The sequence below is a fragment of the Parasedimentitalea denitrificans genome (assembly GCF_011813015.1).
GTDB lineage: Bacteria > Pseudomonadota > Alphaproteobacteria > Rhodobacterales > Rhodobacteraceae > Parasedimentitalea > Parasedimentitalea denitrificans.
In genome coordinates this window covers 129,700-155,242 of the sequence record NZ_QHLQ01000005.1, presented here as the reverse complement: position 1 = coordinate 155,242, position 25,543 = coordinate 129,700, and the positions used below count along the sequence as shown (strand labels likewise).

Here is a 25,543-nt window from a genome sequence, read left to right as displayed (position 1 = left end):
GCTAGAAGAAGTCGATCGAGACCTGCATCAGGCGCTCAACTTCGGGCACGTCATCCGACATTGCAAACAATGCGATCACATCCCCCTCTTCGATCCGCATCACGCCACTTGGGCGCAGAACTTCTCCGCCCTTGTAGACTGCTCCAACCAACACACCCTCCGGGAAATCGATATCCCGGATCATCTGTCCCGCCATCGGTGAGGTCGACATGACTTCGGCTTCAATCACCTCGGCCTCGGCATCCCCGACCGAATAAACTTGACGCACGCGACCGTGTCGAATGTGGCGCAGGATTGAACTCACAGTGGTCGAACGCGGATTGATGTAGGCATCAATTCCCAACGGCGCCATTAGGGGAACAAGAGTCGGATCATTGATCAATGCAATCGCCAAGGCACATCCCTCGGCCTTGGCACGTACGGCGGCCAGCATATTGGTTTTATCATCGTCCGTCACAGCCAACATTGCATCAGCCCGGTCTGTCCCCGCCTCGATCATCAAGGAACGATCCAAACCATCGCCATTCAACACAATTGTTCGGACCAATTCCTCTGCGGCCCGTTCCGCCTTCTTGCGGTCGCGCTCAATCATCTTGGCACGCGTTCGACCAGTGCGGTTCTCCAACGCCTTCGCCACTTCAAGCCCGACATTGCCGCCGCCTACGATAACAACACGGTCCTGCTTGGTTTCCTTCTTACCGAACACTTCCATGGTCCGATCGACATCATCAATGTGGGTAAACACGTAGCAATTATCGCCAACAAACAGCTGATCACCCGGTTCTGGCGCAAAAAGCGACCCATCTCGTCGCACGCCAACCACAATGGACCGCAGGGTCGAGAACAAATCCGTTAGCTGACGCAGCGGTGTGTGAACAACCGGACAGTCTTCATCAATGGTGATGCCCAGCAGTTGAGCCTTCCCATCCATGAAGTTTTCAATATCAAAAGCAGCCGGAGCCGAAAGACGCAGCATTGCTGCCGCCGCAACTTCGCGTTCAGGGCTAATAACAACGTCGATAGGCAGATGATCTCGGCGGTAAAGGTCTGCATAAATCGCATCCAGATAACTCTGAGACCGAAGACGCGCGATTTTGCGCTGAATTGAGAAAACTGAGTGGGCCACCTGGCAAGTAACCATATTCACTTCGTCAGAATGGGTCGCGGCAATGATCATATCCGCATCTGCGGCCCCTGCCCGTTCAAGAACATCCGGGTACGAGGCAAATCCAGCAATTCCCTGCACATCGAGCGTATCAGTAGCCCTGCGCACCAAATCTGGGTTCTTATCAACTACGGTGACATCGTTAAGTTCACCAGACAGGTGCCGTGCAATTTGCCAGCCAACCTGCCCTGCTCCACAAATGATGACTTTCATGTTTTTTGCCCCTAGGCGCGTTTTTGCCGTTATTTTGCATGACAGAAGCCTAGAACTGGGTCAATTCAATTGTAACTTCGAATTAGTAGGAGCAATGTTTTTCAATGATCAAATCAATCAGAATTTCAGTTTTTTTACCCCTATTCCTTAGCGTTGCCAGCTGCACCCCGTTGACGCTGTATTACAAGCCAGGGATAGAAGTATCGCGGATGCAAACCGATACTCTTTCTTGCGAAACTCAGGCGCTGCGGGATGCCCCAATCGCCAATGAAGTCCGCCAATCACCGCCAATGTATTATCCTGGCGAACAGTACTGTAATGGAACGAATTGCTATCATCGCGCAGGGTATTGGCTACCGGGTGAGATTTACACAGTCGATGTAAACCGGAGTATGCGCCAACGGATCAAGCAAAACTGCATGGCCCAAAAGAACTATCAGCTGGTCAAGCTGCCGAACTGCACCTCATCGATAGCCAGTGCCGCTGGCACGGCCCGGACCACCAGACTGCCAGAACTAAGCGAAAATTCCTGTGTTATCAAAAACAAGGACGGTAGCTTCCAGATCGTTGAACCTGGCTGACGGCGCCCGGATGACGGCAGAGTTCCGTGAATACTGCCGTCATCCAAATCGGTTCAAATCTACAGCACTGTAAAAATCCGCAAATATACGCGAATTTCGGTATCAGATTACCCCAATCAGGCCAACGTTTCCTCGCTGTCGAGGTGCGCAATCCGCGCGCCTGACTTATTGGACGTCACAACGCCCAGAGACTTCAATTTACGGTGAAGCGCAGAGCGTTCCATACCAACAAAGGTTGCGGTACGGCTGATATTGCCACCAAAACGGTTGATCTGAGTTAACAGATACTCCCGCTCAAACGCTTCCCGCGCTTCACGCAGTGGTAGTGTCGCTAATGCACCAGACAGCACGACACGCCCCTCTTCCGTGGCCGCGTCATCTTCACGTGGCAATTCCCTTGCTTCAATAGGGCCAGTCCCTTCGCCAAGGATCAGCACCCGCTCTACCACGTTCTTCAACTGACGCACATTTCCAGGCCAAAGCATCGTTTGCATCAGTGCGACCGCTTCTTCACTCATCTCGCGCAACGGCAGACCCTGCGTTTCGTTAAAATGGCCGATGAAATGATCTGTCAAAAGTGGGATGTCTTCGCGGCGGTCAGCCAGAGACGGAACCTCAATCGGCACCACTTTCAACCGGTGATACAACTCCTCACGAAGCCGGTCAGCCGCGACTTCTTGGGCCAGATCCTTGTTGGATGATGAAATTACCCGCAGATCGACCCGCACATTGTCCGACCCACCAACACGATTAAACTGTTGATCAACCAATACACGGAGAATTTTAGACTGGGTCCCCAAGGGCATGTCCGCGACTTCGTCAAAAAAGATCACCCCTCCACTTGCTTGCTCCAACAGCCCCGGCTCAATCCCACGTTCCGTAGATTCGCGCCCGAACAAAACCTCTTCCATCCGCTCAGGCTCAATGCTTGCACAGCTGACCGTAATAAACGGGCAGGACGCCCGGTTGGAATTGGCGTGAATGTAACGCGCAGCGATCTCTTTCCCGCTGCCGGCAGGACCGCTCAACATTACCCGACCGTTAGACTTCACCACTTTATCCAACTGAGCAGTCAGGGCTCGGTACACCGCCGAATTGCCGATCATCTCGGCACTTCCAGATTCCATCCGCCTAAGGTCAGTATTTTCTCGGCGCAAACGCGAAGTTTCCATCGCCCGGCGGATCACAACCATCAGCTGGTCAATATTAAATGGCTTCTCGATGAAATCGTACGCGCCTTGTTTAATTGCAGCCACTGCAATTTCGACGTTGCCATGACCCGAGATGATCACCACAGGGATCTCCGGATTATCCCGCTTCACGGCCTTAAGGATGTCGATACCATCCATCTGACTGTCCTTTAGCCAGATATCCAGGATCATTAACGACGGTAGTTCCTCGTTCAAGGCCATCATGCATTCGTCTGAATTGCTGGCCTTGCGGGTCGAGTACCCTTCATCCTCCAGGATATCAGAGATTAGCTCACGAATATCGCGTTCGTCATCGACAACCAGAATGTCACTCATGTCAGACCTGCCTTCATTGTAGTCTTGTTAGTTTGCGCAACATACGCTGCAGCTGGCAACCGGATAACCGCCATAGCGCCCCGGTGTTGCTGACCGTCGAACAGTGGAGCATCCTCTAACACTAGGCTACCACCATGTTCTTCAATAATCTTCTTAACGATCGGAAGCCCAAGCCCGGTCCCTTCATCACGTGTGGTGACATAGGGTTCGAACAGGCGCGCCCGATCTTCGGGTAAGCCGATACCGTTATCTGCAATGGTGATTTGATAGAAACTGTCCGTCTCACTCAGGTTCACCTGAACCTGCGGATCAACAACCGATTGCCCCGTCTTGCGTTCTCGCGTGGCAATCGCCTCACCGGCATTCTTAATAAGATTGGTCAACGCTTGGCTTATCATCGTTGCATCCACCTCCGACAAAAATGAGGCCTCAGGTATCTCTGTGACAAACTGTATATCCGGTTGGCCAGATTGCTGAAGCAAAACTGCGTCTTTCACCAGCTGCGCAAGGTCTTCCTCACGTCTGTCCGGCTCTGGCATACGCGCAAACTTTGAAAACTCATCAACAATGCGACGCAAGTCATTGGTCTGCCTAACGATAACATCCGTCATCGCCTCCAGCTTATCACTATTCTCTTCCCCCAGCTGCGGTGCAAACTTGCGCTTGATCCGTTCCGCACTCAACTGAATGGGTGTCAGCGGGTTCTTGATCTCATGTGCAATGCGCCGCGCCACATCGCCCCAGGCGGCCATACGTTGGGCACTCACCAAATCGGTCACATCTTCAAACGCAACCACATACCCTTCCAAAGTGCCATGTTCAGACAGTCTGGGCGACATCCGAACAAGCAGGTTTTCCAACCGCCCTTGGCGAGTGACTTTAATCTCGCCCTGCACAGCCTCTCCACCCGCCGCAGTCAAATTAGCGAACATCGGTCCGAATTCAGGAACCGCCACCGACAACGCCAACGATTGTTGCTCCTCGTGCCAGTCTAACAGCCGTTCAGCTGACTTATTTACAAATGTCACCCGACCCTGTTCATCCAGCCCCACAACGCCAGACGTGACAGAAGAAAGAACCGAGTCAAACAAACGTCGGCGGTCTTCAATGTGACGTGTATTCTCAAGAAGCGCGTCTCGCTGCACCTGAAGGTCGCGCGTCATGTGGTTGAAGTAACGACCCAAATCTGCAATCTCATCGCCGGTATTTTCTTCCGGAACCTGAACGTTCAGATCCCCGCCACCAACGCGCTTTGCCGCTATGGTCAGGCGACCTACCGGCCTTGACAGACGTTCGGCAAACCACATGCCCAACCACATAGCCGCCAAGATCAAGAGCATGGCAAATCCAAGGTACAGCATGCCAAATTCAAACAGGACACGCCCCCGCTCGTTCTCTAACTGCTGATACAGATGCGCAGTTTGCTTGGTTTCATCCAGCAGGTTCAAAAGCTCGCCGTCGACATTGCGGCTGACATACAAATAGCGGTCTACAAAGGCATCCAGCCGGACCAGTGCGCGAAATTCGTTATTGTCCCAATCCTGCAGAATGGTCAGCCCATCAATCGACGCATTACTAATGTCATCGCCGCCGGGCCGTTCAAAATCAAACTCATAAGACCGCTCGCCACGGATCCGGATCTCGCCGTCACCATCAATCACGTAAGCTTCGCGCAATCCTCGCTGAATTTGCAGCTGGCCCTGGGTCAAAATCTGCCGCAGTTCAGCATCATTCAGGTAAAAGCTGCGTGTGCGGCTTTGGTCCAGGAAACGCGCCAACGCCTTGGCATCTTCCGATAAATCCCGGCGCTGTTGTTCTTGATAAGCTTCAGCAGCCGCCAGCGAACTGCCCACCACCTGCCGAACCCGCTCCGAGAACCAGCCCTCTAGTCCAACGTTCACAGTCAGTCCCGCGAATACGGCCACAGTTACCGTTGGAACCAATGCCAAAAACGTGAAGGCCCCAATTAGACGTAAGTGTAGGCGGGATCCCGCCGATTTTATCCGCCGCGCCGCAAGCAACCGCCCCATCTGAGCCAGAACAAGGGCCGCAATTGTCAAAACATAGACCAAATCGGCCAGCAGAATCAGTCGCAGAACCGGGGAGGATGCGCGCCAACCAAAAGGACCCAACACCAAGAAAGTGATAACGGCCAGCAATGGCCCCAACACTACAATCCCAAGCGTGCCCATATTGCGGGCCCGTCTTGTCCTACGCCACCTGTCCAAGGCCCCAAAAGGCCCAAGTGTCGAATGGATATGTGACCTATGTGCCACGCACTGCCCTCATGCTGATGTATGACCCTTTAGATCATACGCCTCATATCGTGGTTGCCTACCAGTTATACTACTGGTTTGCCACGCTCATGTGGCGATATTACATCAGTTTGCGGCGACGAGTCACCTGTACATCCAAATCAGTAATCTTTTTGCGCAGCGTATTTCGGTTGATCCCGAGCAAATCAGCACATTTTGCCTGATTCCCGCCTGTCGCGAGCAACGAAATCTCAATCAGCGGAATTTCCACCTCTCGAAGTAGCCGAGGATACAGACCCGGAGGCGGCAGATTGTCACCATGAAGATCAAAATACCGCTGCAAATGCCGCGCAACAGCCTCTGACAGCTTCTCGTCATTACCACCGCCAAGGGCTGGCTCAACCTCTGGCTGCGGCCCTAGCACCGCAGCGACTTCTTCTTTGGTAATCTCTTCACTACGCGCCGTCAGACTAAGCCTACGAATAACATTTTCGAGGTGACGAACATTTCCAGGCCAAGAGTAATGGCGCAGCATCTCTCGGCTTCCGTCGCTTAGGTACCGATGCGGCGCACCATCATTCTCAGTCTGAACCAAAAAATGATCCGCCAATAGGCTGATATCTTCAACACGCTGTCGCAGCGACGGAACTGTCAAACCTGTCCCGCACATCCGGTAATACAGATCCTGCCGTAGCGTGCCCGCATCCATAGCAGCCGCCAAGTCCTGCTGACTTGTTGCCATAAACCGAGGACTGAACTCGCCGGGCGCATCCATCATTTGAACCAACCTCGCCTGCGCCTGATCGTCCAGGTCTGCAAGCTCGTCAATCAACAGCGTGCCGCCCTTGACCTTTGCCAGCAACCTGGCCGGGCCTTCCAGATCCACCAAATCCGATGCCCCTGCGCACACAAATGGCAGTGTCCGACGATCAGAGAAGTCATGTATCACACGGGAAATCAGTGACTTACCAGTGCCACTTTCACCAGTTATTAGCAGAGGAAGATCCGTATTCATGACACGGGCAATCAGCTGGTACAGATCTTGCATGACTTCTGTCCGGCCCACCAACGGCAGCTCATCCGGGCGATCACGCTGAGCGACCTTAGGGGCACTAGACCCAGTCTCCCGATGCGCGAGCGCCTTAGCTGTGCGCTTCATCAGGTCAGGCAGATCAAACGGTTTTGGCATGTAGTCATATGCCTCAGCTTCGGCGGCCTTGATCGCCGTCATAATCGTATTCTGGGCGGAGATCACGATCACCGGCAGGCCGGGACGATCCTTTGCGATTTTTGGTAACATTTCCAGACCATTACCATCCGGCATTACCACATCAGAGATAACAACATCCCCTTTGCCCTCACCGACCCAACGCATCAAGGTGGTCAGCGACGACGTCGCATGAACCTTGCACCCTGCACGGGTCAGTGCCTGCGTCAAAACGGTTCGAATTGTGCGATCGTCGTCAGCGACGAGGACAGTGCCGTCCATTGGATCTTTACTCCTTAAGTCTTTTTCTCATGCGGAACCCGCGATAGCGACAAGCGGAAAACTGTCCGTCCGGGCACCGAGCTCACAGAGATCCAGCCATTGTGGTCTGAGATTATTTTACTAACTAACGCCAGGCCCAGACCTGTGCCGTTTTCCCGTCCCGAAACGAACGGGTCGAAAATACCGTCTTGAATCTCAGGCGGCAAACCCGGACCATCGTCAATTATCTCGATCTGCAACGGCAGCGTCTTGCCGGTCCCGTCACTACGACGCAGGCGGAACGAATGTTCATAGAAGGTTCGGATCGTGATTTTCCCATGGTTCTTTTCCGCTGCTTCCGCGGCATTGCGCAGTAGGTTCAGGACCACTTGCAATAACTGGTCCGCGTCGCCCCAAGCCATCGGGAGTGACGGGTCGTACTCTTCAGTTATCGTCATGTGGGCGCCAAACCCCAACGCGGCAGAACGGCACGCACGGTCCAGAACATCATGTAGATTCATCGGATGAAAATCCGGCTCTGACATGTTTCCGAACTGCTCCACTTGCTCCAAAAGCTTTACTATCCGGCGGCTTTCAGACACGATAAGGTCCGTTAATTCAACATCTTCTGCGTCTAAATTCATGCTAAGAAGTTGGGCCGCTCCGGTAATTCCAGCCAATGGGTTCTTGATCTCATGCGCCAGCATTTCCGCCATTCCAATGGCCGACTGGGCCGCAGATTTGGCCGAATCCGTGCGCGTCATTCGCCCGGCCAGCTCTCTCGGGGACAACATCAAAAGCATTTGACCGGGGTGTTCAGCCACCGGGGAAACCTGCACGCAACACTGGAGCGGCGCACGGCTGCCAGACCCAACATCGATGTCATTCACAAACAAGGCTGTATCGTTCAACCGAGCCCGCGAAAACGCCCCCTCAATCGGGGCGTCAATAGCGATCTGGTCCCAAACAGGGTGCCCCAAAACCGACTTGCGTGAGGAGTTCAAGAAACCCTCAGCTGCAGTATTCATGTCGGCTATTCGGTCTTCAGCATCAATCAAGAAAGCCGGAACAGGCAGCGACGCCCAAAGATCATCTCCAGAAATCATGCCGCCACCTCTTCTTGGTCTTCTTCGGCAAAAACGTCGGGCAGAAGGCGCAAAACCACATCTGGGTTCTTTTCGGTCAGCACAGCGCGACGCGCCGTTTTGCTGATATTTGCAACATCCATATACCACCCCAGATGTTTGCGCGCGACACGCACCCCAAGGTCTCCTCCGTAGAAGCTTAACATCGAGCTGTAGTGACCTGTAATCATGTTGATTAAGTCACCACCATCGGGAATTTCCGGAGCTTTGCTGCCCCACAAATCATGGGCTACTTGGGCCAACAACCAAGGCTTCCCCTGCCCTCCACGGCCAATCATAACGCCATCCGCACCAGACTGTTTCAACGCCTGACGCGCGGTGCCAGAATCGACAATATCGCCATTGGCCAGAATCGGAATTGACACCGCCTCTGTCACAGCACGAATTGCCTCCCAATTCGCCGAGCCCTTATAAAACTGACATCGGGTTCGACCGTGGATGGTCACCATCTGAATCCCGGCATCCTGCGCCCGACGCGAAATACTGGCCGCATTAAGTGTATCATCGTCCCACCCCAAACGTGTCTTCAACGTCACCGGAACATCAACCGCCGCAACCACGGCCTCAATCAGGCTGAGTGCTTGATCAGGCGTTTTCATCAGCGCCGATCCGGAATAGCCATTCACAACCTTTTTCGCCGGGCACCCCATGTTGATGTCAATAATCCGCGCTCCACGATCCTGCACCTGACGCGCGGCCTCGGCCATCCAATGCGCGTCGCGGCCAGCCAGTTGAACAGCCGTGTTCTCAACATCAGCACTCAGTTCAGCTCGCTCTCGAACACCGGGTTTAGCTTGAACCATCTCTTGGCTGGCCACCATCTCGCTAACCATTAGGCCAACACCGAATGAACGGACCAGGTCACGAAATGGGCGGTCGGTGATTCCCGCCATCGGCGCCAATGCGATTGGCGGGTCCATCGAGGTTGATCCCAGGGCAAAGGTCAAATGCCTAATCCTTGTGCAAGTGAGACGATATTAGACGATTGCCAATGTATGCAACAAGCATTCCAGCCCATTCAAGGTGCCCTCAATCAACACATGCACAAATTTTAGGCGAAAATAGACAGATGATTGCCTAACTTTGCGTCTCACCATAGGTAACCCTTAACAACCGGAGAGATCGCCAATGACCACAGCCGCCCTAATCGTTGCCGCCGGCCGAGGCATCCGCGCAGGCGGAGAACTGGCAAAACAGTGGCGCGCCCTAAAGGGCCAACGGGTTGTCGACTGGACGTTAAATGCCTTCAAACAGCCTACAGTCGACCACATCGTACTTGTTCTTCCACCAGACGACGAAACAATCCAGGACTCATTCCCAAGCATTCCCGGTTTGACCTTTGTCGCAGGTGGATCTGATCGCGCAGGATCTGTATTAAACGGACTACTGGCACTTAAGGGAAAAAACGTCAGCAAAGTCCTAATTCACGATGTCGCCCGCCCCTGCATTGCCCAGCAACTAATTGATTCCATTATAATAGCACTCGACAACAACACCGCCGCCGCCCCTGCCGTTGCGGTGACCGATGCCCTATGGACAGGTTCTGACGGACAGGTCACAGGTACCCGCGATCGGACCGGATTGTTCGCCGCACAAACCCCCCAAGGCTTTCACTACAACGCCATTCTCGCGGCGCATCTGGCACATCCCGGTGGCGCCGCAGATGACGTCGAAGTTGCCCGCGCAGCAGGACTTGACGTGGCGATCATTCCGGGCGACCCAGACAATATAAAGATCACCACACCGGGCGATTTCGCCAGGGCTGAGCGAATTTTGAGGACATAGAATGGATATCAGACTGGGAAACGGCTACGACGTGCACCGTTTCGGCGCCGGAAATCAGGTCACTTTATGCGGGGTGGAAATACCTCATAACAAAGGGTTACAAGGACATTCTGATGCAGATGTAGGCATGCATGCCATCACCGATGCCCTGTACGGCGCCTTGGCACGCGGTGACATCGGTCAGCACTTCCCCCCTTCTGATCCACAGTGGAAAGGCGCCGCAAGCAAGATCTTCCTGCGCCATGCCGTTGACCTGGCTCATCAACTGGGCTTTGCCATTTCAAATGTCGATTGCACGCTGGTATGCGAATTCCCCAAAATCGGTCCACACTCAGAACAGATGCGGGCAGAGCTCTCACGCATCATGGATATCCAGATCGACCGCATCTCTGTTAAGGCAACAACCTCAGAAAAACTGGGTTTCACCGGCCGCAGCGAAGGCATCGCCGCATTGGCCACAGCAGCGTTGGTAAAGAAATGAACCGCTTAGCCCAAATGACCGCAACCGTTGCAGGGGTCGGCTACCTGCGCCCTGCCCCCGGCACATGGGGATCCTTGGCCGCCTTGCCAATGGCCTGGGCCTTTCACACCTTGGGTGGTCTGCCACTTCTGGCGCTTGCGGTAGTTGGCACCTTTATCAAAGGGATCTGGGCCACCAAAGAAATGACCCGGGGATCCGACGATCACGATCCATCGGAAATTGTCATTGATGAGGTCGCAGGCCAGTTCATCGCGCTATTGCCTCTCAGTTACGCGTCCTGGATGCACGGTATTGATATTCTGGCGATGTGGCCCGGCTGGATCGCGGCCTTTGCACTGTTCCGCCTTTTCGACATTACAAAGCCAGGCCCAATAGGACGCGCCGATCGCCGGGGCGATGCGCTGGGGGTCATGCTGGATGACGTGATCGCCGGAGTTTTTGCCGCTCTGGGCGTGATCATCCTGGCGGGTCTTTGGCACGGCGTGTTCGAACAGATGCTCGCGCAATGACACTGGATATTGCGGATCTCATCGCCAAAGCCACGGCTACCGGTGTAACAATCGCCGCCGCCGAAAGCTGTACTGGCGGCTTGGTAGCGGCAGCTTTGACAGATATTCCGGGCTCATCTGCCGTCTTTGATCGAGGCTTTATCACATATTCCAACGCGGCCAAGGCCGACATGCTGGGCGTGTCCAACGCTACTCTCTCCACGTTCGGAGCAGTCAGCGAGGAAGTAGCCAAAGAAATGTCGCTAGGCGCTCTTCACAACTCTAACGCTACTATCGCGGTATCAGTCACCGGCATCGCTGGCCCCGGAGGGTCAGATCACAAACCCGAGGGAAGGGTTTGTTTTGGCATAGCAATGTTAGATCAACCACCTGCAACAGAAACGGTAGAATTTGGCCCAATGGGCCGCACCAACGTACGCCTCGCCGCACGAGACCATGCATTGGACCTATTGAGGCAGGCCATTCGTCAAACTTCGGTCGATTTGCGAAAATAGGTGGACCTGCAGGAATGATGACGTGCTTGGTTGCAACGCAGCAGGCGCAACCTGCATTAATGCAGCAGTTATCCAGTCACAGCACGGCATACCACACAAAAACGCACGACACACCTTAAAACGAAACAGCCGGTATTCACGTCCTAATTCTAGCCTTCGGCCCCAATCTTACTCACGCAGATGGGAATGAATTCAATATTGAAGGCCAACTGAAAATAGCTAACGCCGACCGATCGAGAGCCTAAGCGTCTGTGATCAGGGCAAACAATCCCAATTTCATCAGCCAGACCAAACACAGCTTATAGGCGATCAATCACCTGCGGCCCAGAGCGGCGAAACTGTCTCTGAAGCTTCTCTAGTTAAAAACATCTGGCCGAACATATATATGACTCAACGTCCAAAACGAATTACTGATACGACCAAAGGTCCGACAGGTCAGGACGAACATCCGGACGACTCCACCCTCCACATCAACGCAAGGAAAGCTAAGACTGTAGTGTGCTGCCCGGCACAGATCTGCCGACAATGCTTCCGTCTGCAATACGAATGACGGACTTCATCAAACGCACTCCCCTCACCTGATATCCAGCAAGTGCCCAAGTCGAAACCGAGCAGAGCACCACTCATATCAGCGATGCGAATGTGTCGATCGATTAACTGTACAGCTCACTGGCGCGCCGTTCGAATGCTCTCACAATACGCTGCATCGCCTCGTTGAAAACCACGCCAATGATCCCCTGCAGAATCGCATTCTTGAATTCGAAGTCGACAAAGAAAGAAACTTCGCAACCCTGCTCCGTTTCTGCGAATGACCACGTTGAAGTCAAATATCGAAATGGCCCGTCCAGATATTCGGTGTCGATTTTAAGATCCTTCGGGAAGAGTGTGACTCGGCTTCCAAAGCGCTCTCGAAAAACTTTGAAGGAAATCACCAGATCCGCCTCCATGATCTGGGCGTCATCCTTTTGCGTGGTTCCACGAATTCGTGCGGCAGAACACCAGGGTAGAAATTTCGGATACTGCCCGACGTCAGCCACCAGATCGTACATCTGTTGTGCGGTGAACGGCAATTTACGAGTTTCAGAATGTGACGGCATTTGGGTCTGGGGTTTCCTACTGTATTCACGGCGCGTATTGTCCTATGAAGACGAAAAATTCAAGGGGGCAACTATGTCACAGCGGCCATATGCCATCGATGTAATGATCAGTGCAAAAACCATTGCAGCCAGGATCGAAGATCTGTGCGGAGAAATCACTACAGAGTTCGCCGATACCGACAAACTGGTGGTCGTCGGATTGCTGCGCGGCTCATTCGTGTTTATTGCCGATCTTGTACGAGAGTTGGACCTGCCAATCGAGGTAGATTTCCTAGAAGCATCTTCTTACGGAGACGCAATGGAAAGCAGTCGAGAAGTTCGCATTCTCAAGGATTTACGAGGCGCAATTGAAGGGCGCGATGTGCTAGTAGTTGAGGATATTGTCGATACTGGTCACACTCTGAACCACGTCACCAAACTACTGCAAAGCCGCAGCCCGAAGCGGTTAAAATCAATTGCCTTGCTGGACAAACCAAGCCGACGCGAAGTTGATTTCCGCTCTGATTGGATCGGGTTTGAAATCCCAGACGAGTTTGTTGTTGGCTATGGAATTGACTATGCACAGCGAAACCGGAACCTGCCCCATATTGGAAAAGTTCGGTTCCTGGAAGACGGGGAATAAGACAGTTAATTCTGCAATTCCAACCACTAAGCACCACTGAACCGACCTGTACAGCCAGTCCAGTTGTACATTGTCTGTGAAATCCACAGCTTGGCGCAAGCAAAATGCCTGCGCCAAGTTGACAGGACTTAACCCTGGCTAAACTTCTTTTGGCGCGCCTCACGTAGACGGGCAAAATCATCGCCAGCGTGGTACGATGACCGCGTTAGCGGAGTAGACGACACCATCAAGAACCCCTTACCAAAGGCTGCCTTTTCATATGCAGCGAACTCTTCTGGGGTGACAAAGCGATCAACACCATGGTGTTTAGGAGTTGGCTGTAAGTACTGACCAATAGTCAGAAAATCGATATCTGCCATGCGCATGTCATCCATCACCTGACGTACGGCTTGGGTATCTTCACCCAGCCCGACCATGATACCCGACTTGGTAAACATCGTTGGATCCAGCTCCTTGACCCGCTGCAGCAAACGCAGCGAATGGAAGTATCTGGCACCAGGCCGAACCTCTGGATACAGCCCCGGAACGGTTTCCAGGTTGTGGTTAAACACATCTGGCCGCGCCTCAACCACAACTTCCAGCACCGACGGATCACACTTGATGAAATCAGGGGTCAGAATCTCAATTGTTGTCTTTGGGCTACGATGACGGATTGCTCGAATAGTCTGGGCAAAATGGTCCGCCCCACCATCCGTAATATCGTCGCGATCCACCGATGTGACCACAACGTGATTTAGTCCAAGCTTCTCTACAGCATGCGCCACACGACCCGGCTCAAACGCGTCCAGATCTTCTGGCGGCTTGCCGGTGGCAATATTACAGAAAGTGCAGGCGCGGGTACAAACCTCGCCCATGATCATCATCGTGGCGTGCCCCTGCGACCAGCATTCGCCAACATTTGGGCAACCAGCTTCTTCACATACGGTAACTAAGCTATTGTCACGCATGATTTTATGGGTCTCAGCATAGGCTTTACCACCGGGCGCTTTAACTCGGATCCAGTTTGGCTTTTTCGGCTGAGCATTATCCGGACGACGCGCCTTTTCAGGATGGCGCTGTTCTGGGATTTTAAGGTCTCTCACGCGGATGTCCTCATCTGGCAACTGTCATCACATTGTCTAGCACAGTCCAATGGCACTGAAATGGCCCAAAATGCAATGCGGTAATATGCGCAGAACGTGTCTGTCCCCGCAAATCTCTTGCCTCAAACTGCTGAATAGACCGATACTCATCCTGTTTAGTTTCACACATTTTGTCTTTTTCCGGAGAGTTCACATGAGCAAAGAGTGGGACAAGTTCCAATCAGAATTCAAAAAGCTGCAGCCAGGCATTAAAAAACTGCCGGTGTCCGGCGCGACCAAAATACATGCCCAACTGAAAAAAACTTTGAACAAAGCCTGGGATCAAGAAGACAAATTTCGCGACGCCCTAGGCAAGGCCCAGAAAGATGGGGTCAAATCCGAAAAACTGGCCGATTTCATGAAGGACAAAGGTTTCAAGGATGCGCACACCACCTGGAAAAAGGCCGTCGAGACACATCACGGCGAAGTCGATCAGCTGAAAGCTTACTGTTCACAAGCGGCAGAAACCCACGGTAAATTGACAACCCTACAGACCGACATCGAAAAGTATCAGAAGAAAAACAAAGGCGTAGCCCCGCCGAGTAAAGAAATAGAAAAACTGCCTACTATTCTTAAAAAGCAAATCGCCGAGTTGAAAAAGACCAAAGACGCGATCGGTAAACTTACAGCACCTGAAAAACTCTATGCGGTCAACTTTAAGCGTACGGTCGACAATATTCTAAAGAAATCTGGCAAATCCGGGAAAATCAGTGACGCGGATCTTCCTAAGCTACTGGAAGACAAAGCGCTCAAGAAGAGCGTTAAAGAGGCCTCGAACCTAGTTCAGAGTATAACCGAGCTGTGTGATAGCGCCGTTGAAAATGCTCCAGCCAGCCGGAAAGATGCCACCACTGATTTGAAGAAAGCTAAGCTCCAGATCAAGCAACTAAAGAAACTCTCCACAAACTATCAAAACTTAAAAAAGAAGCACCCCGACAAGATCAAGGCTTCAAAAGGTGCCAAGAAAGTACTGGCATCAATCAAGAATTTTGCATCACAGCTGACAGCGTCCGAAAAGAAGCTCAAAGATTCCGAAGCTGCTGTCAAAAAAGCAGCATAAATCAGCCCCAACTGAAGATATGCGCACAATCCTGAATAGTCTCTCATTGCAGAGACTTTAGAATCCTTTTAAGTCCTCACGTCGAAATCAATAACAAATATTCTGGAGGCCTGCATATGCAAGCTGGCGTAGAACTGCCCGACGTGACCTTCCGCACCCGTGTGCGCGACGAAGCCATTGGTGGATCAAACCCGTACCGTTGGAAAGATACGAAGACTGCCGATTACTTCAGCGGCAAGCGTGTTGTTCTGTTCTCACTACCCGGTGCATTCACACCCACATGCTCGACATATCAACTACCTGGCTTTGAAAACGGCTTTGAAGATTTCGCCGCAAAAGGCATCGATGCGATTTACTGCATGTCGGTGAATGACAGCTTTGTCATGAACAAATGGGCCGAGGCGCAGAACCTGAAAAACGTTGGCGTAATCCCCGATGGTTCCGGCGAATTCACCCGTAAAATGGGTATGTTGGTCGCCAAAGATAACCTAGGTTTCGGCGACCGCTCCTGGCGCTATGCTGCTGTCGTCAACGACGGTATCATCGAAGCTTGGTTCGAAGAGCCAGGCCTAGCCGACAACCATGGCGAAGATCCTTATGGCGTTTCCTCGCCTGAAACCGTTCTGTCCTTTTTGACAACCGAAGCAGAGCAAGCCGCCTGATTGCGGATCATATCTGTCAAGATTTGGGCTCGCTACAGGCGGGCCCTTTTTACTTGGCTTACCGACTATTCTTCGGGATGCTCAACTGAGCGTTAAAGGATCAGCCGATCATATCGTCTGACCCTGACAGCTTATCATAATACGTCTTCAGCTGTTGCAACGCGATCCGTAGCACAACTTTGCCTGAACGGGCAGACCACCCCAATTGGCGCTCCGCAGCCTCCAGCCCCAGCAAATGGCAACAGCATCGCAACGCAATGTCACTCAACCCGGCCCCTAGATGGTTTAATGCTCCGGCTGCACGTTTTCTGGCTGCCGCGACCGGACTAGGGGAATAACCCGCTCCACATTGTTCAGCGTTAAAGTGATTTTGGCTGCGTGCTATATGATCTCCTATCTGTGCCATTTCAAAGCCCTCTCGCAACCGCTCTCCTGCCACGACTAAGTCACCGGATAAAAACGGCTTTCCGTCCGTGTCCTGCAACTGAGCCAGGGTCTCTAGCGGGGTTTCAGCCAGCCCATATCGAACCCGTCTGGTCTTCGCCGTCGCCGATCTGCTGTCGCCTCCGGCGAACGGTTTCTGTGCATCAGAAAAATCACCTTCAATGACTTGGGCACGGTTTTCAGCCGCCGCCATAATCGCGCTTAACGCACTTCGCCCCGACGCCGTGATGTAATAACGGCAGATCCGCCCTTGGCCGGAACAGCTAATCCAATCCCGTAATGCCAGCGCTTCGGCAAGGCGTCGGTCGACAATTGTTTTCTGCGGAGCCTCGGAACCCGTCTCTCGAACAACAACGGCTTTGTCCATTCCGTCCGCGACGGCCAAAACAGCACCGTTAAAACTCAGCGACCGCAAGACTCTGGTTAATTCCTGTTCAAAACCTGTGTCCTCCGCGTCGGGCCGGTCAAACAGGACACAGATGTCGCCCCCTCTCGGCAAAGAGTCATAGTGACGGGTTGCAAGCTTTTGCAAGGCACCATCAACCAATGGATCATCTCGTCGCGTTTCAACCCGTCGAACTTGCCGCGACACGGTCGACGGATGGCATCCGACAGACCGGGCCAATTGACGTATGCTACGTCCAGTTTCGGTGTGGTCCAGATAGCGACAGGCTTCTTCGGGCACCCAATTTGGCAGGGGTGATACCGGCTGTTTTTGCATTATCAGACATCCCAGCAGCAGGCAGTCCGGCCACTTTATCCACCGCTTATCCCCAGTTTTACCCCCGCGGCGACGGTGACCATTATGCGTAATTCCTCAACAATACCTATTAACTGGCATCATTGATTTCATTTGGTAATCAATAATGAATGTAGCGCAGGCCGGTATCGCATCCCAGCAACACCCGCTTTAGTTGCGTCATACTGTGGATAACTAGTACACAGAAAGGACCAAGAATGCAGGATCTGCTTACCCGCCTGTCGTCGCTCAATCGGCCACGTCTGTTAGTCCGCGCAGCGCGCATCGGTGCCAGCAACTATTGCCGAAATCGCCACCTGCAACGCGTGCTAGGGTATGGCCAGCTCCCTAAGTATGCAAAAGCCATTGTTCTTCTCATCGAGCAAGAGCAGAACCTAAATCGTAGACGTCTAAAAAAGGAACCCGGCTACCAGCTCACGCGCCATGTCGAGGTCTTGATCGCAATGATGGGCGAGGCAAGACTGTTGGCCAAAAACCAAATAAACTTGGACAAAACTCAAACGGCCACCAAATCAGGCAGCCGTTTAGTTACGCTAAGATCTGACAAAGATTGTTATGAAAACGCGTCTGACATCGACGCCTTCTTTTCATCCACATAAGCCACAAGTGCAGCATAGACCGCAGGGTCCAGGCTCGGGGCTTTGTAGTTGGCAATCAGATGGGCAACCCGGTCGGTCGCAATTGCTGTAGTATCGCGCCCACCTTCCTCTTCCCAGGTTTCAAATGGTTTGTAATCAAACACATCCGACTTCCAGAAAGCTGTCTTGAAGTTTGCCTGAGTATGAGCGCAGCCTAGATAATGCCCCCCTGGCCCAACTTCTCTGATCGCGTCCAAAGCCTGGTCCTCTTCTTCCATCGGAACACCTTTGGCCAGCCCATGCAGGGCCCCCAACTGGTCGGCATCCATGACGAACTTCTCAAACGAAGCGACCAATCCGCCTTCTAGCCAGCCACAGGAATGCAACATGAAGTTCACCCCGGACATCAATCCCATATTCAGGCTATTCGCCGTTTCATAGGCTGCTTGCGCATCCGGGATTTTGGAGCCACAGAACGATCCGGATGACCGGAATGGCAATCCCAACCGACGTGCCAACTGGCCAGCGCCGTATGTCACCAATGACGCCTCTGGCGTTCCGAATGTAGGCGCACCGGAATTCATGTCAATTGAGCTGACAAAAGCCCCAAAAATGACAGGTGCGCCGGGACGGATCAATTGGCTATAGGCGATACCCGCCATGACCTCAGCCAAAACCTGTGTCAGCGTACCAGCCACCGAAACCGGTGCCATCGCACCACCTACAATAAACGGAGAGATAATGCAGGCCTGGTTGTTCTTGGCGTAAACCTCCAGCGCGCCCATCATCACGTCATCAAAGGTCATCGGCGAGTTGATATTGATCAACGAGGTCATCACTGCGTTGTTCTGCACAAACTCTTTGCCGAACAGGATCTCGCACATTTCGACACTGTCCTGCGCCCGCACAGGATCGGTCACCGACCCCATGAACGGCTTGTCCGACAGCGTCATATGGGCCAGCAGCATATCCAAATGCCGCTTGTTCACTGGAACGTCGGTTGGCTCACAAATTGTACCACCAGAGTGGTGCAGCCACTTGGACATATAGGCAAGTTTCACGAACTTCTCAAAATCCGCCATGGTCGCATAGCGCCGACCACCTTCAACGTCCCGCACAAATGGCGGGCCATATACAGGTGCGCAGACTAGGTTCTTGCCACCGATAACAACCGACTTGGCCGGATCACGTGCATGCTGTGTAAACTCAGACGGAGCCGTCGCAATCAGCTTCTTGGCCAATCCACGCGGGATGCGCACCCGCTCTCCTTCGACCTCTGCTCCGGCATCACGCCACCGCTGCAGCGCCGCTGGATTGTCTACGAAATTCACCCCAATTTCAGCCAGCACCGTTTCGGCATTGGCCTCGATCACATCAAGCGCCTCTTCGCTCAACACCTCGAAATTCGGGATATTGCGCTCAATATACTTGGCCGTTTCGATTTTTACACTTGTGCGTTCAGCGCGGCGTGACGCCCCGCCCCCTGAGCGGCTGCGTCGACGTGAGGTTGCTTCGGCCATGTTCTGTCCTTCATAGCAGGCGTTTTGTTGTCTTTTTCTAACCGACCCATTCCATACGCCATCGAAGAATAACGGCCTTTCCAGTTGAAAAGCGACATTCCCCTACTCACACCCTTCATCTCTTCAAAAATATGAGCCGGGCGAATGGCCTGAAGGTCAAAGGGGCAGCCCTTATAAGAACTTTAGTTGCGCAATACTCGGTCTGGTTTGGTATGATTTTACTTGCGAAACCCCATAGTCTGGCCTATGGCGCCAGCATGAGCCAGACATCCCATGACCGCCTTCTCATCATAGACTTCGGCAGCCAGGTTACGCAGCTTATTGCGCGTCGCCTGCGTGAACTGAATGTCTATTGCGAAATTCACCCCTATCAGAACATCACAATGGACTTTGTGCGCGACATGGCGCCCAAGGCGGTGATCTTCTCTGGTGGGCCCGACAGTGTGACCCGCGAGGGTAGCCCCCGGGTGCCGCAAGAGATCTTTGACTACGGCGTGCCTATTCTTGGCATTTGCTATGGTCAGCAGATGATGATGCAGCAATTAGGCGGTCAGGTTGATAGCGGCCACGGCACCGCCGAGTTTGGTCGAGCCTATGTCAAACCATCCGTGAAATCGCTGCCACTGCTGGCCGGTTGGTTCGCCGATGACGCTGACCGCGAACAGGTCTGGATGAGCCACGGTGACCACGTCAGCGAGATCGCTCCGGGTTTTGAGGTCTACGGGACTTCCCCCAACGCGCCTTACGCCATCACCGCTGACGTCAGCCGTAACTTTTATGCAGTGCAATTCCACCCTGAAGTGCACCACACACCCAACGGTGCAAAACTATACGAAAACTTTGTCCGCCTTGCTGGTTTCACCGGCGACTGGACAATGGGCCTGTACCGCGAACAGGCGATCAAAGCCATCCGCGAGCAGGTCGGCGACAAGAAAGTCATCTGTGGCCTGTCCGGCGGCGTCGACAGCTCGGTCACAGCCGTACTGCTGCACGAAGCCATCGGCGATCAGCTGACCTGCGTCTTTGTTGACCACGGCCTGTTGCGCAAGGGCGAGGCCGACGAAGTTGTCGCCATGTTCCGCGACAATTACAATATGCAGTTCATTCACGCGGATGAGCAGGACCTGTTCCTTGGCGAGTTGGACGGCCAGTCTGACCCGGAAACCAAGCGGAAAATCATTGGCCGCCTGTTCATCGACGTGTTCCAGAAACACGCCAATACCATCGACGGCGCTGAATTCCTGGCTCAGGGCACCCTGTACCCGGATGTCATCGAATCGGTCAGCTTCTCTGGTGGTCCTTCGGTCACCATCAAATCGCACCACAATGTGGGCGGCCTACCCGAGAAAATGGGCCTAAAACTGGTCGAACCTCTGCGTGAATTGTTCAAGGACGAAGTCCGTGCCTTGGGCCGCGAACTGGGTCTGCCTGCCAGCTTTATTGGTCGTCACCCCTTCCCTGGCCCTGGCCTGGCAATCCGTTGCCCTGGCGAGATCACCCGCGAAAAGCTGGAAATCCTACGCGAGGCGGATGCGGTTTATATCGATCAGATCCGCAAGCACGGTCTGTATGATGACATTTGGCAAGCTTTCGTCGCCATCCTACCGGTTCGCACCGTGGGCGTGATGGGCGATGGGCGTACATATGACTTTGCCTGCGCCCTGCGCGCAGTGACATCTGTAGACGGGATGACCGCTGACTACTATCCGTTCAGCCATGAATTCCTAGGTGAAACCGCAACGCGGATCATCAATGAAATTAAGGGCATCAACCGGGTGACTTACGACATCACATCCAAGCCTCCGGGTACAATCGAATGGGAATGACCCATCTGTGAAATGTTTCTTCAACAGCCCGCACCACATGGTCGCGGGCTGTTTTTTTGCCGACCTCAATCTGCGTTTTTGCACGCTTGACGCCAAATCAAATTTGGCGCCTTCTCGCCCCCAAGATAGGCAAGGAAAACCACATGTCAGACCAACCAGCCCAGATCGGGCGTGCAGCCCTGTGGATGACTGGCGCAATAGCGTCTTTTTCGACCATGGCAATCGCCGGGCGTGAGGTCAGTTTTGCCTTGGATACATTCGAAATCATGATGTATCGCAGCGTTGTTGGGGTTCTTGTCGTCGTTGTGATGCTAACAGTGACTGGAAAATGGCATCAGGTTTCGGGTCAACGCCTTGGCACCCATCTGATCCGGAACGCCGCACATTTCACCGGACAGAACCTCTGGTTCTTTGCCGTGACCGCCATCCCTTTGGCTCAGGTCTTTGCGTTAGAGTTCACCTCACCGCTTTGGGTCATTCTGTTGTCACCGCTTTTGCTGGGCGAGCGGCTGACCCGAACCCGTAGTCTGGCGGCCTTGGGAGGATTCATCGGTATCCTGATTGTTGCCCGACCTACCCCGGAAACGATCAACATCGGCGTCATCACCGCCGCATCGTCTGCCATTTTCTTTGCTTTGACCAGCATCATCACCAAGCGCCTGACACGTGTTGAACACATCGGGTCCATCCTATTTTGGCTGACCTCGATGCAGCTGGTCATGGGGCTTGTGGTCGCTGGCTATGACGGTGACATTACCCTGCCCGCCCTTTCTACCGCCCCTTGGCTGGTGTTGATCGGCATCGCAGGCCTGACCGCGCACTACTGCTTGACCAATGCCCTGACTGTTGCTCCAGCTACGGTTGTCGTCCCAATTGACTTTGCACGCCTACCGGTCATCGCGGTTTTGGGCATGCTGATCTACAATGAGCCTCTGGATATTTGGGTGTTGTGTGGCGCAATTGTCATATTTAGCGCTAACTACTTGAATATAATGGATGCAAAGACCCCCAAACAGGCCCACACAACCTGAGCTCTACCCCCATTTTTCAAGCCCTCAGATTGGTTTCCCTTCCGTAATCGTTGATCTTGAAAATCATTATTGCTTAGGTTCCGCCAAACGAATGAATACGGCGGGCTTCGGTCTGAGGGGGAAGAATGAATAAATATCTGGCAACGTCAGCCATGCTGGCGCTGATATCTGGGGCTGCGTCCGCAGGAGGCAGCGGGCGCTCCGGACAAAATATTGGGATTTTGTTTGAAGAAGGAAATTACGCCGAAGTTTCAGTTGGTAGTATTTCCCCAGATGTTTCTGGCACCGCTTTAGGTGCAAATTCCGGAGACATGGCAAGCAGCTACCTTCAAATTGGAGCCGGTTACAAAAGGGACATTAACGATCAGCTTAGTTTTGCGGTAATCTATGATCAGCCATATGGTGCTGACGTCGACTATCCTTCTGGCACGGGCTACGCGTTTGCGGGCTCAACTGCCGAATTGGAAACACACGCTCTGACCGGAATCCTTCGTTACAAGTTTGACACCGGTGTTAGCCTCCATGGCGGCTTGAGGGCTCAGACGCTAGAGGCCAGCGCATCTATCCCATCTATTGGTGGATACACAGCGAATGGTGAAAGAGATACTGGAGTTGGATATTTGGTGGGCGCTGCCTACGAGAAACCTGAAATTGCATTGCGAGTTGCGATTACGTATTTCTCGAAAGTAAAACACGAATTGGCCACAAGTGAGTTTCTTGGTGTTTCTCAACCCGACACCGTAACTTCCACCGAAACACCGCAAGCCGTCAATCTGGATCTGCAGACAGGTATTGCAAAAGATACTTTGCTATTTGGTGGCGTGAGATGGGTAGAGTGGTCAGCTTTTGAAATTGCCCCTGCTGCCTATACAGGGACTATCGGCTCCCCTTTGGTGGCATTCCAAAATAACACGTTTACTTACACGCTTGGTGTCGGACGAAAATTCTCAGAAAACCTATCGGGGTCCGCTGCTGTCAGCTATGAAGAAACTCTGGGCGACACCGTATCAAACCTGGGCCCAACTGACGGCCGTCTCGGATTGACACTTGGCCTGCGTTACACAATGGACAACATGGTTATTTCAGGTGGGATAAACTACACTCGGATTGGTGGAGCCAACACAGTGGTTAGTTCCGCTGGACCGATTTTGTCTTCGTTTACAGATAACTCATCCGTCGGTGTCGGCTTTAAAGTTGGCTACCGTTTCTAAAACACCGCGACGAAACTAATTCACAACGCCTCGCGATCCCTCGCGGGGCGTTTTCTGTTTGTCGCCCCCACTCTTTAAACCCCAGATGATTGACCCTGCGCCCATCACTGGCTAGCAAGACAGGACACTACAGGGACCACGAATAACATGCTGTATTCTTCCGCACAGGACTGGCGCGATGCGCCGCACAAACGGGTGCTGTTCTTTGGCATGTCCGGACTGGGCAAAACCCACATCAGCAACATGCTGCGCGACGCCGGCCAGTGGTTTCACTACTCGATCGATTACCGCATCGGCACCCGCTACATGGGCGAATACATCGCCGACAACGCCAAGGCCGAGGCGATGAAAGTGCCGTTCCTGCGTGACCTGTTGCTGTCAGATTCGATCTACATCGGTTCCAACATTAGCTTTGAAAACCTGACCCCAGTTGCCAGCTATCTGGGAAAACCCGGCGCGCCGACCCAAGGCGGAATGCCAATCGAAGAGTATCGCCGCCGTCAGGAACAATTCCGCATGGCCGAAATCCACGCCCTGCTGGATACCGAGTATTTTGCCGACCGCGCAAAGCGCCTGTATGGCTACGACAACTTCATCTGCGACAGTGGTGGGTCAATTTGCGAATGGGTGGATGCCGACGACCCAAAAGATCCGATCCTGGCGGAACTGTCCAAACACACGCTGATGGTCTGGATCAAAGGCGATGACGCCCACACCGAGGAACTGGTCCGCCGCTTTGACCGCGCGCCCAAACCCATGTCGTACCAGCCAGAGTTCCTGTCCCAAGTTTGGGATCAATACCTGAGTGAAAACAACATTACACAAGACGATGTTAATCCAGATGATTTCATCCGCTGGACCTATGCTCAGGCTCTGGCCCATCGCCAACCTCGCTATGCTGCCATGGCTAAAAACTGGGGCGTCACGGTCACTGCAGACCAAATCGCTGCGGCCACCGATCAAGACCTCTTCACCAATCTGATCGCAGATGCCATCGACGCCGCACTTGAGTTACGCAACTAAAGCCCCTACCTCCCCCTATCCACAAACCAGAGTTTGAGATCCTGATATGCCTATCAAAATCCCGTCTGACCTGCCCGCCTATGACGTTCTAACGAACGAAGGCGTGATGGTGATGTCGCCGGATCAGGCCGCACGTCAGGATATCCGCCCCTTGCGGATTGCCTTGCTCAACCTGATGCCCAAGAAGATCCAGACCGAGAACCAGTTTGCCCGCCTGATTGGCGCAACACCGCTGCAGATCGATCTGACCCTGATCCGCATGAGCGAACACCGAACCCGCAACACAGCGGCCGAGCACATGGCGGAATTCTACCTGCCGTTCTCTGAGGTGCGTGACCAGAAATTCGACGGGCTCATCATCACCGGCGCGCCAATTGAACATCTGGAATTCACCGACGTCACCTACTGGCAAGAAATGCAAGAGGTGTTCGAGTGGACCCAGACCAATGTGCACTCCACCTTTGGCGTCTGTTGGGGCGGCATGGCGATGATCAACCACTTTCATGGCGTCAAAAAGCACATCCTGCCACACAAAGCGTTTGGCTGTTTCCGCCAACAAAACAAGGCTCCGGCCTCGCCCTACCTGCGTGGGTTCTCCGATGACTTTGTGATCCCGGTGTCGCGCTGGACCGAAATGCGCCAGAACGAGGTGGATGAACACCCAAGCCTGAAAACGCTATTGGGCAGCACCGAAGTCGGCCCATGCCTGATCGAAGATCCAGAGCACCGGGCGCTGTATATCTTCAACCACTTTGAATACGACAGTGGCAGCCTGAAACAGGAATACGACCGCGATGTTGCTGACGGCACGCCAATCAATGTGCCTGACAACTACTATCCGGACAACGACCCAAACCAAGAACCGCTGAACCGCTGGCGCAGCCACGCGCACCTGCTCTATGGCAACTGGATCAACGAAATCTATCAGACCACCCCCTATAATAGGACTGATATCGGCGGCTAAAC

22 protein-coding genes and 1 pseudogene are annotated in these 25,543 nt (G+C 53.3%); 13 read left to right on the top strand and 10 right to left on the bottom strand.

From position 1 onward, the window contains the following. Position 1: 1 nt before the first annotated feature. Positions 2-1,378 carry a Trk system potassium transporter TrkA gene (gene trkA, locus DL239_RS07605; protein WP_167683410.1) on the bottom strand — a complete coding sequence of 459 codons (1,377 nt, stop codon included), beginning with the start codon at positions 1,376-1,378 and terminating at the stop codon, positions 2-4. A 104-nt stretch (positions 1,379-1,482) separates the two neighbouring features. Here trkA and DL239_RS07600 point away from each other — a divergent pair, with 104 nt between their 5' ends. Beyond that, positions 1,483-1,959: a hypothetical protein gene (locus tag DL239_RS07600; RefSeq protein WP_206188385.1), complete on the top strand. Its 477-nt coding sequence runs from the start codon at positions 1,483-1,485 to the stop codon at positions 1,957-1,959. 116 nt (positions 1,960-2,075) lie between these two features. On the opposite strand, the gene ntrX is transcribed toward DL239_RS07600, so the two are convergent. The 5 genes from ntrX to dusB form a co-directional block, all read right to left on the bottom strand. Next, positions 2,076-3,485 (bottom strand): nitrogen assimilation response regulator NtrX, encoded by a 1,410-nt coding sequence (ntrX, locus tag DL239_RS07595; protein ID WP_167683409.1) that lies wholly within the window; start codon positions 3,483-3,485, stop codon positions 2,076-2,078. Then, a complete protein-coding gene (locus tag DL239_RS07590; RefSeq protein WP_167683408.1) occupies positions 3,482-5,761 on the bottom strand; it encodes a sensor histidine kinase NtrY-like in 2,280 nt (759 codons plus the stop codon). Before DL239_RS07590 ends, ntrX begins: the two co-directional genes overlap by 4 nt. Before the next feature lie 100 nt (positions 5,762-5,861). Then, positions 5,862-7,229 (bottom strand): sigma-54-dependent transcriptional regulator, encoded by a 1,368-nt coding sequence (locus tag DL239_RS07585; protein WP_167683407.1) that lies wholly within the window; start codon positions 7,227-7,229, stop codon positions 5,862-5,864. Between the two features lie 14 nt (positions 7,230-7,243). Next, a complete protein-coding gene (locus tag DL239_RS07580; protein ID WP_167683406.1) occupies positions 7,244-8,314 on the bottom strand; it encodes a two-component system sensor histidine kinase NtrB in 1,071 nt (356 codons plus the stop codon). Further along, positions 8,311-9,300 (bottom strand): tRNA dihydrouridine synthase DusB, encoded by a 990-nt coding sequence (gene dusB, locus DL239_RS07575; protein ID WP_167683405.1) that lies wholly within the window; start codon positions 9,298-9,300, stop codon positions 8,311-8,313. Before dusB ends, DL239_RS07580 begins: the two co-directional genes overlap by 4 nt. A gap of 181 nt (positions 9,301-9,481) precedes the next feature. On the opposite strand from dusB, the pseudogene DL239_RS21855 reads away from it, so the two are divergent. The 3 genes and pseudogenes from DL239_RS21855 to DL239_RS07555 all read left to right on the top strand — a co-directional run bounded on the left by DL239_RS21855 (position 9,482) and on the right by DL239_RS07555 (position 11,622). Beyond that, positions 9,482-10,619 (top strand): annotated as a pseudogene (locus tag DL239_RS21855) (bifunctional 2-C-methyl-D-erythritol 4-phosphate cytidylyltransferase/2-C-methyl-D-erythritol 2,4-cyclodiphosphate synthase). Continuing rightward, the gene (locus DL239_RS07560) at positions 10,616-11,128 is read left to right on the top strand and encodes a phosphatidylglycerophosphatase A family protein (protein WP_167683402.1); all 513 of its coding nucleotides are present in this window, start codon (positions 10,616-10,618) and stop codon (positions 11,126-11,128) included. The pseudogene DL239_RS21855 and the gene DL239_RS07560 overlap by 4 nt, the downstream one beginning before the upstream one ends. 2 nt (positions 11,129-11,130) lie before the next feature. After that, positions 11,131-11,622, top strand: a complete 492-nt coding sequence (locus tag DL239_RS07555; RefSeq protein WP_167683452.1) for a CinA family protein — start codon at positions 11,131-11,133, stop codon at positions 11,620-11,622. Between the two features lie 653 nt (positions 11,623-12,275). Here the strand turns inward: DL239_RS07555 and DL239_RS07550 are convergent. Then, positions 12,276-12,719, bottom strand: a complete 444-nt coding sequence (locus DL239_RS07550) for a type II toxin-antitoxin system RatA family toxin (protein WP_167683401.1) — start codon at positions 12,717-12,719, stop codon at positions 12,276-12,278. A 73-nt stretch (positions 12,720-12,792) separates the two neighbouring features. Here DL239_RS07550 and hpt point away from each other — a divergent pair, with 73 nt between their 5' ends. Next, entirely contained in the window at positions 12,793-13,341 is a 549-nt protein-coding gene (hpt, locus tag DL239_RS07545; RefSeq protein WP_167683400.1) for a hypoxanthine phosphoribosyltransferase, read from the top strand. A 128-nt stretch (positions 13,342-13,469) separates the two neighbouring features. Here the strand turns inward: hpt and lipA are convergent, their stop codons facing one another. Further along, positions 13,470-14,423, bottom strand: coding sequence for a lipoyl synthase (gene lipA / locus DL239_RS07540; protein WP_167683399.1), 954 nt, complete (start codon positions 14,421-14,423; stop codon positions 13,470-13,472). A gap of 193 nt (positions 14,424-14,616) precedes the next feature. Between lipA and DL239_RS07535 the strand changes: the two genes are divergently transcribed. Both DL239_RS07535 and DL239_RS07530 read left to right on the top strand, forming a co-directional pair. Continuing rightward, positions 14,617-15,522 carry a hypothetical protein gene (locus tag DL239_RS07535; RefSeq protein WP_167683398.1) on the top strand — a complete coding sequence of 302 codons (906 nt, stop codon included), beginning with the start codon at positions 14,617-14,619 and terminating at the stop codon, positions 15,520-15,522. Positions 15,523-15,638: 116 nt separating this feature from the next. Next, the gene (locus DL239_RS07530) at positions 15,639-16,184 is read left to right on the top strand and encodes a peroxiredoxin (RefSeq protein ID WP_167683397.1); all 546 of its coding nucleotides are present in this window, start codon (positions 15,639-15,641) and stop codon (positions 16,182-16,184) included. Positions 16,185-16,284: 100 nt separating this feature from the next. Here the strand turns inward: DL239_RS07530 and DL239_RS07525 are convergent, their stop codons facing one another. Further along, on the bottom strand, positions 16,285-17,349 hold the full coding sequence (locus DL239_RS07525) for a DUF6456 domain-containing protein (protein WP_167683396.1): 1,065 nt from the start codon (positions 17,347-17,349) through the stop codon (positions 16,285-16,287). Positions 17,350-17,585: 236 nt separating this feature from the next. On the opposite strand from DL239_RS07525, the gene DL239_RS07520 reads away from it, so the two are divergent. Further along, a complete protein-coding gene (locus DL239_RS07520; RefSeq protein ID WP_167683395.1) occupies positions 17,586-17,987 on the top strand; it encodes a DUF6477 family protein in 402 nt (133 codons plus the stop codon). On the opposite strand, the gene DL239_RS07515 is transcribed toward DL239_RS07520, so the two are convergent. Then, the gene (locus DL239_RS07515) at positions 17,942-19,486 is read right to left on the bottom strand and encodes a trimethylamine methyltransferase family protein (RefSeq protein WP_167683394.1); all 1,545 of its coding nucleotides are present in this window, start codon (positions 19,484-19,486) and stop codon (positions 17,942-17,944) included. The genes DL239_RS07520 and DL239_RS07515 overlap by 46 nt on opposite strands. A 257-nt stretch (positions 19,487-19,743) precedes the next feature. On the opposite strand from DL239_RS07515, the gene guaA reads away from it, so the two are divergent. The 5 genes from guaA to metA all read left to right on the top strand — a co-directional run bounded on the left by guaA (position 19,744) and on the right by metA (position 25,541). Further along, positions 19,744-21,312, top strand: a complete 1,569-nt coding sequence (gene guaA / locus DL239_RS07510) for a glutamine-hydrolyzing GMP synthase (protein WP_167683393.1) — start codon at positions 19,744-19,746, stop codon at positions 21,310-21,312. Positions 21,313-21,455: 143 nt separating this feature from the next. Continuing rightward, complete coding sequence (locus tag DL239_RS07505) at positions 21,456-22,343, top strand: DMT family transporter (protein ID WP_167683392.1); 888 nt, start codon at positions 21,456-21,458, stop codon at positions 22,341-22,343. A gap of 125 nt (positions 22,344-22,468) precedes the next feature. Next, positions 22,469-23,554: an OmpP1/FadL family transporter gene (locus DL239_RS07500; RefSeq protein ID WP_167683391.1), complete on the top strand. Its 1,086-nt coding sequence runs from the start codon at positions 22,469-22,471 to the stop codon at positions 23,552-23,554. A gap of 147 nt (positions 23,555-23,701) precedes the next feature. After that, positions 23,702-24,577 (top strand): ATPase, encoded by an 876-nt coding sequence (locus tag DL239_RS07495; RefSeq protein ID WP_167683390.1) that lies wholly within the window; start codon positions 23,702-23,704, stop codon positions 24,575-24,577. Between the two features lie 46 nt (positions 24,578-24,623). Next, a complete protein-coding gene (gene metA / locus DL239_RS07490) occupies positions 24,624-25,541 on the top strand; it encodes a homoserine O-acetyltransferase MetA (RefSeq protein WP_167683389.1) in 918 nt (305 codons plus the stop codon). Positions 25,542-25,543: the final 2 nt, after the last annotated feature.

Coding starts and splice junctions, on each gene's coding strand:
- trkA (WP_167683410.1), bottom strand. CDS start 1,378: ATGAAAGTCATCATTTGTGGAGCAGGGCAGGTTGGCTGGCAAATTGCA.
- DL239_RS07600 (WP_206188385.1), top strand. CDS start 1,483: ATGATCAAATCAATCAGAATTTCAGTTTTTTTACCCCTATTCCTTAGC.
- ntrX (WP_167683409.1), bottom strand. CDS start 3,485: ATGAGTGACATTCTGGTTGTCGATGACGAACGCGATATTCGTGAGCTA.
- DL239_RS07585 (WP_167683407.1), bottom strand. CDS start 7,229: ATGGACGGCACTGTCCTCGTCGCTGACGACGATCGCACAATTCGAACC.
- DL239_RS07580 (WP_167683406.1), bottom strand. CDS start 8,314: ATGATTTCTGGAGATGATCTTTGGGCGTCGCTGCCTGTTCCGGCTTTC.
- DL239_RS07560 (WP_167683402.1), top strand. CDS start 10,616: ATGAACCGCTTAGCCCAAATGACCGCAACCGTTGCAGGGGTCGGCTAC.
- DL239_RS07550 (WP_167683401.1), bottom strand. CDS start 12,719: ATGCCGTCACATTCTGAAACTCGTAAATTGCCGTTCACCGCACAACAG.
- hpt (WP_167683400.1), top strand. CDS start 12,793: ATGTCACAGCGGCCATATGCCATCGATGTAATGATCAGTGCAAAAACC.
- DL239_RS07535 (WP_167683398.1), top strand. CDS start 14,617: ATGAGCAAAGAGTGGGACAAGTTCCAATCAGAATTCAAAAAGCTGCAG.
- DL239_RS07530 (WP_167683397.1), top strand. CDS start 15,639: ATGCAAGCTGGCGTAGAACTGCCCGACGTGACCTTCCGCACCCGTGTG.
- DL239_RS07525 (WP_167683396.1), bottom strand. CDS start 17,349: ATGCAAAAACAGCCGGTATCACCCCTGCCAAATTGGGTGCCCGAAGAA.
- DL239_RS07520 (WP_167683395.1), top strand. CDS start 17,586: ATGCAGGATCTGCTTACCCGCCTGTCGTCGCTCAATCGGCCACGTCTG.
- DL239_RS07515 (WP_167683394.1), bottom strand. CDS start 19,486: ATGGCCGAAGCAACCTCACGTCGACGCAGCCGCTCAGGGGGCGGGGCG.
- guaA (WP_167683393.1), top strand. CDS start 19,744: ATGAGCCAGACATCCCATGACCGCCTTCTCATCATAGACTTCGGCAGC.
- DL239_RS07505 (WP_167683392.1), top strand. CDS start 21,456: ATGTCAGACCAACCAGCCCAGATCGGGCGTGCAGCCCTGTGGATGACT.
- DL239_RS07500 (WP_167683391.1), top strand. CDS start 22,469: ATGAATAAATATCTGGCAACGTCAGCCATGCTGGCGCTGATATCTGGG.
- DL239_RS07495 (WP_167683390.1), top strand. CDS start 23,702: ATGCTGTATTCTTCCGCACAGGACTGGCGCGATGCGCCGCACAAACGG.
- metA (WP_167683389.1), top strand. CDS start 24,624: ATGCCTATCAAAATCCCGTCTGACCTGCCCGCCTATGACGTTCTAACG.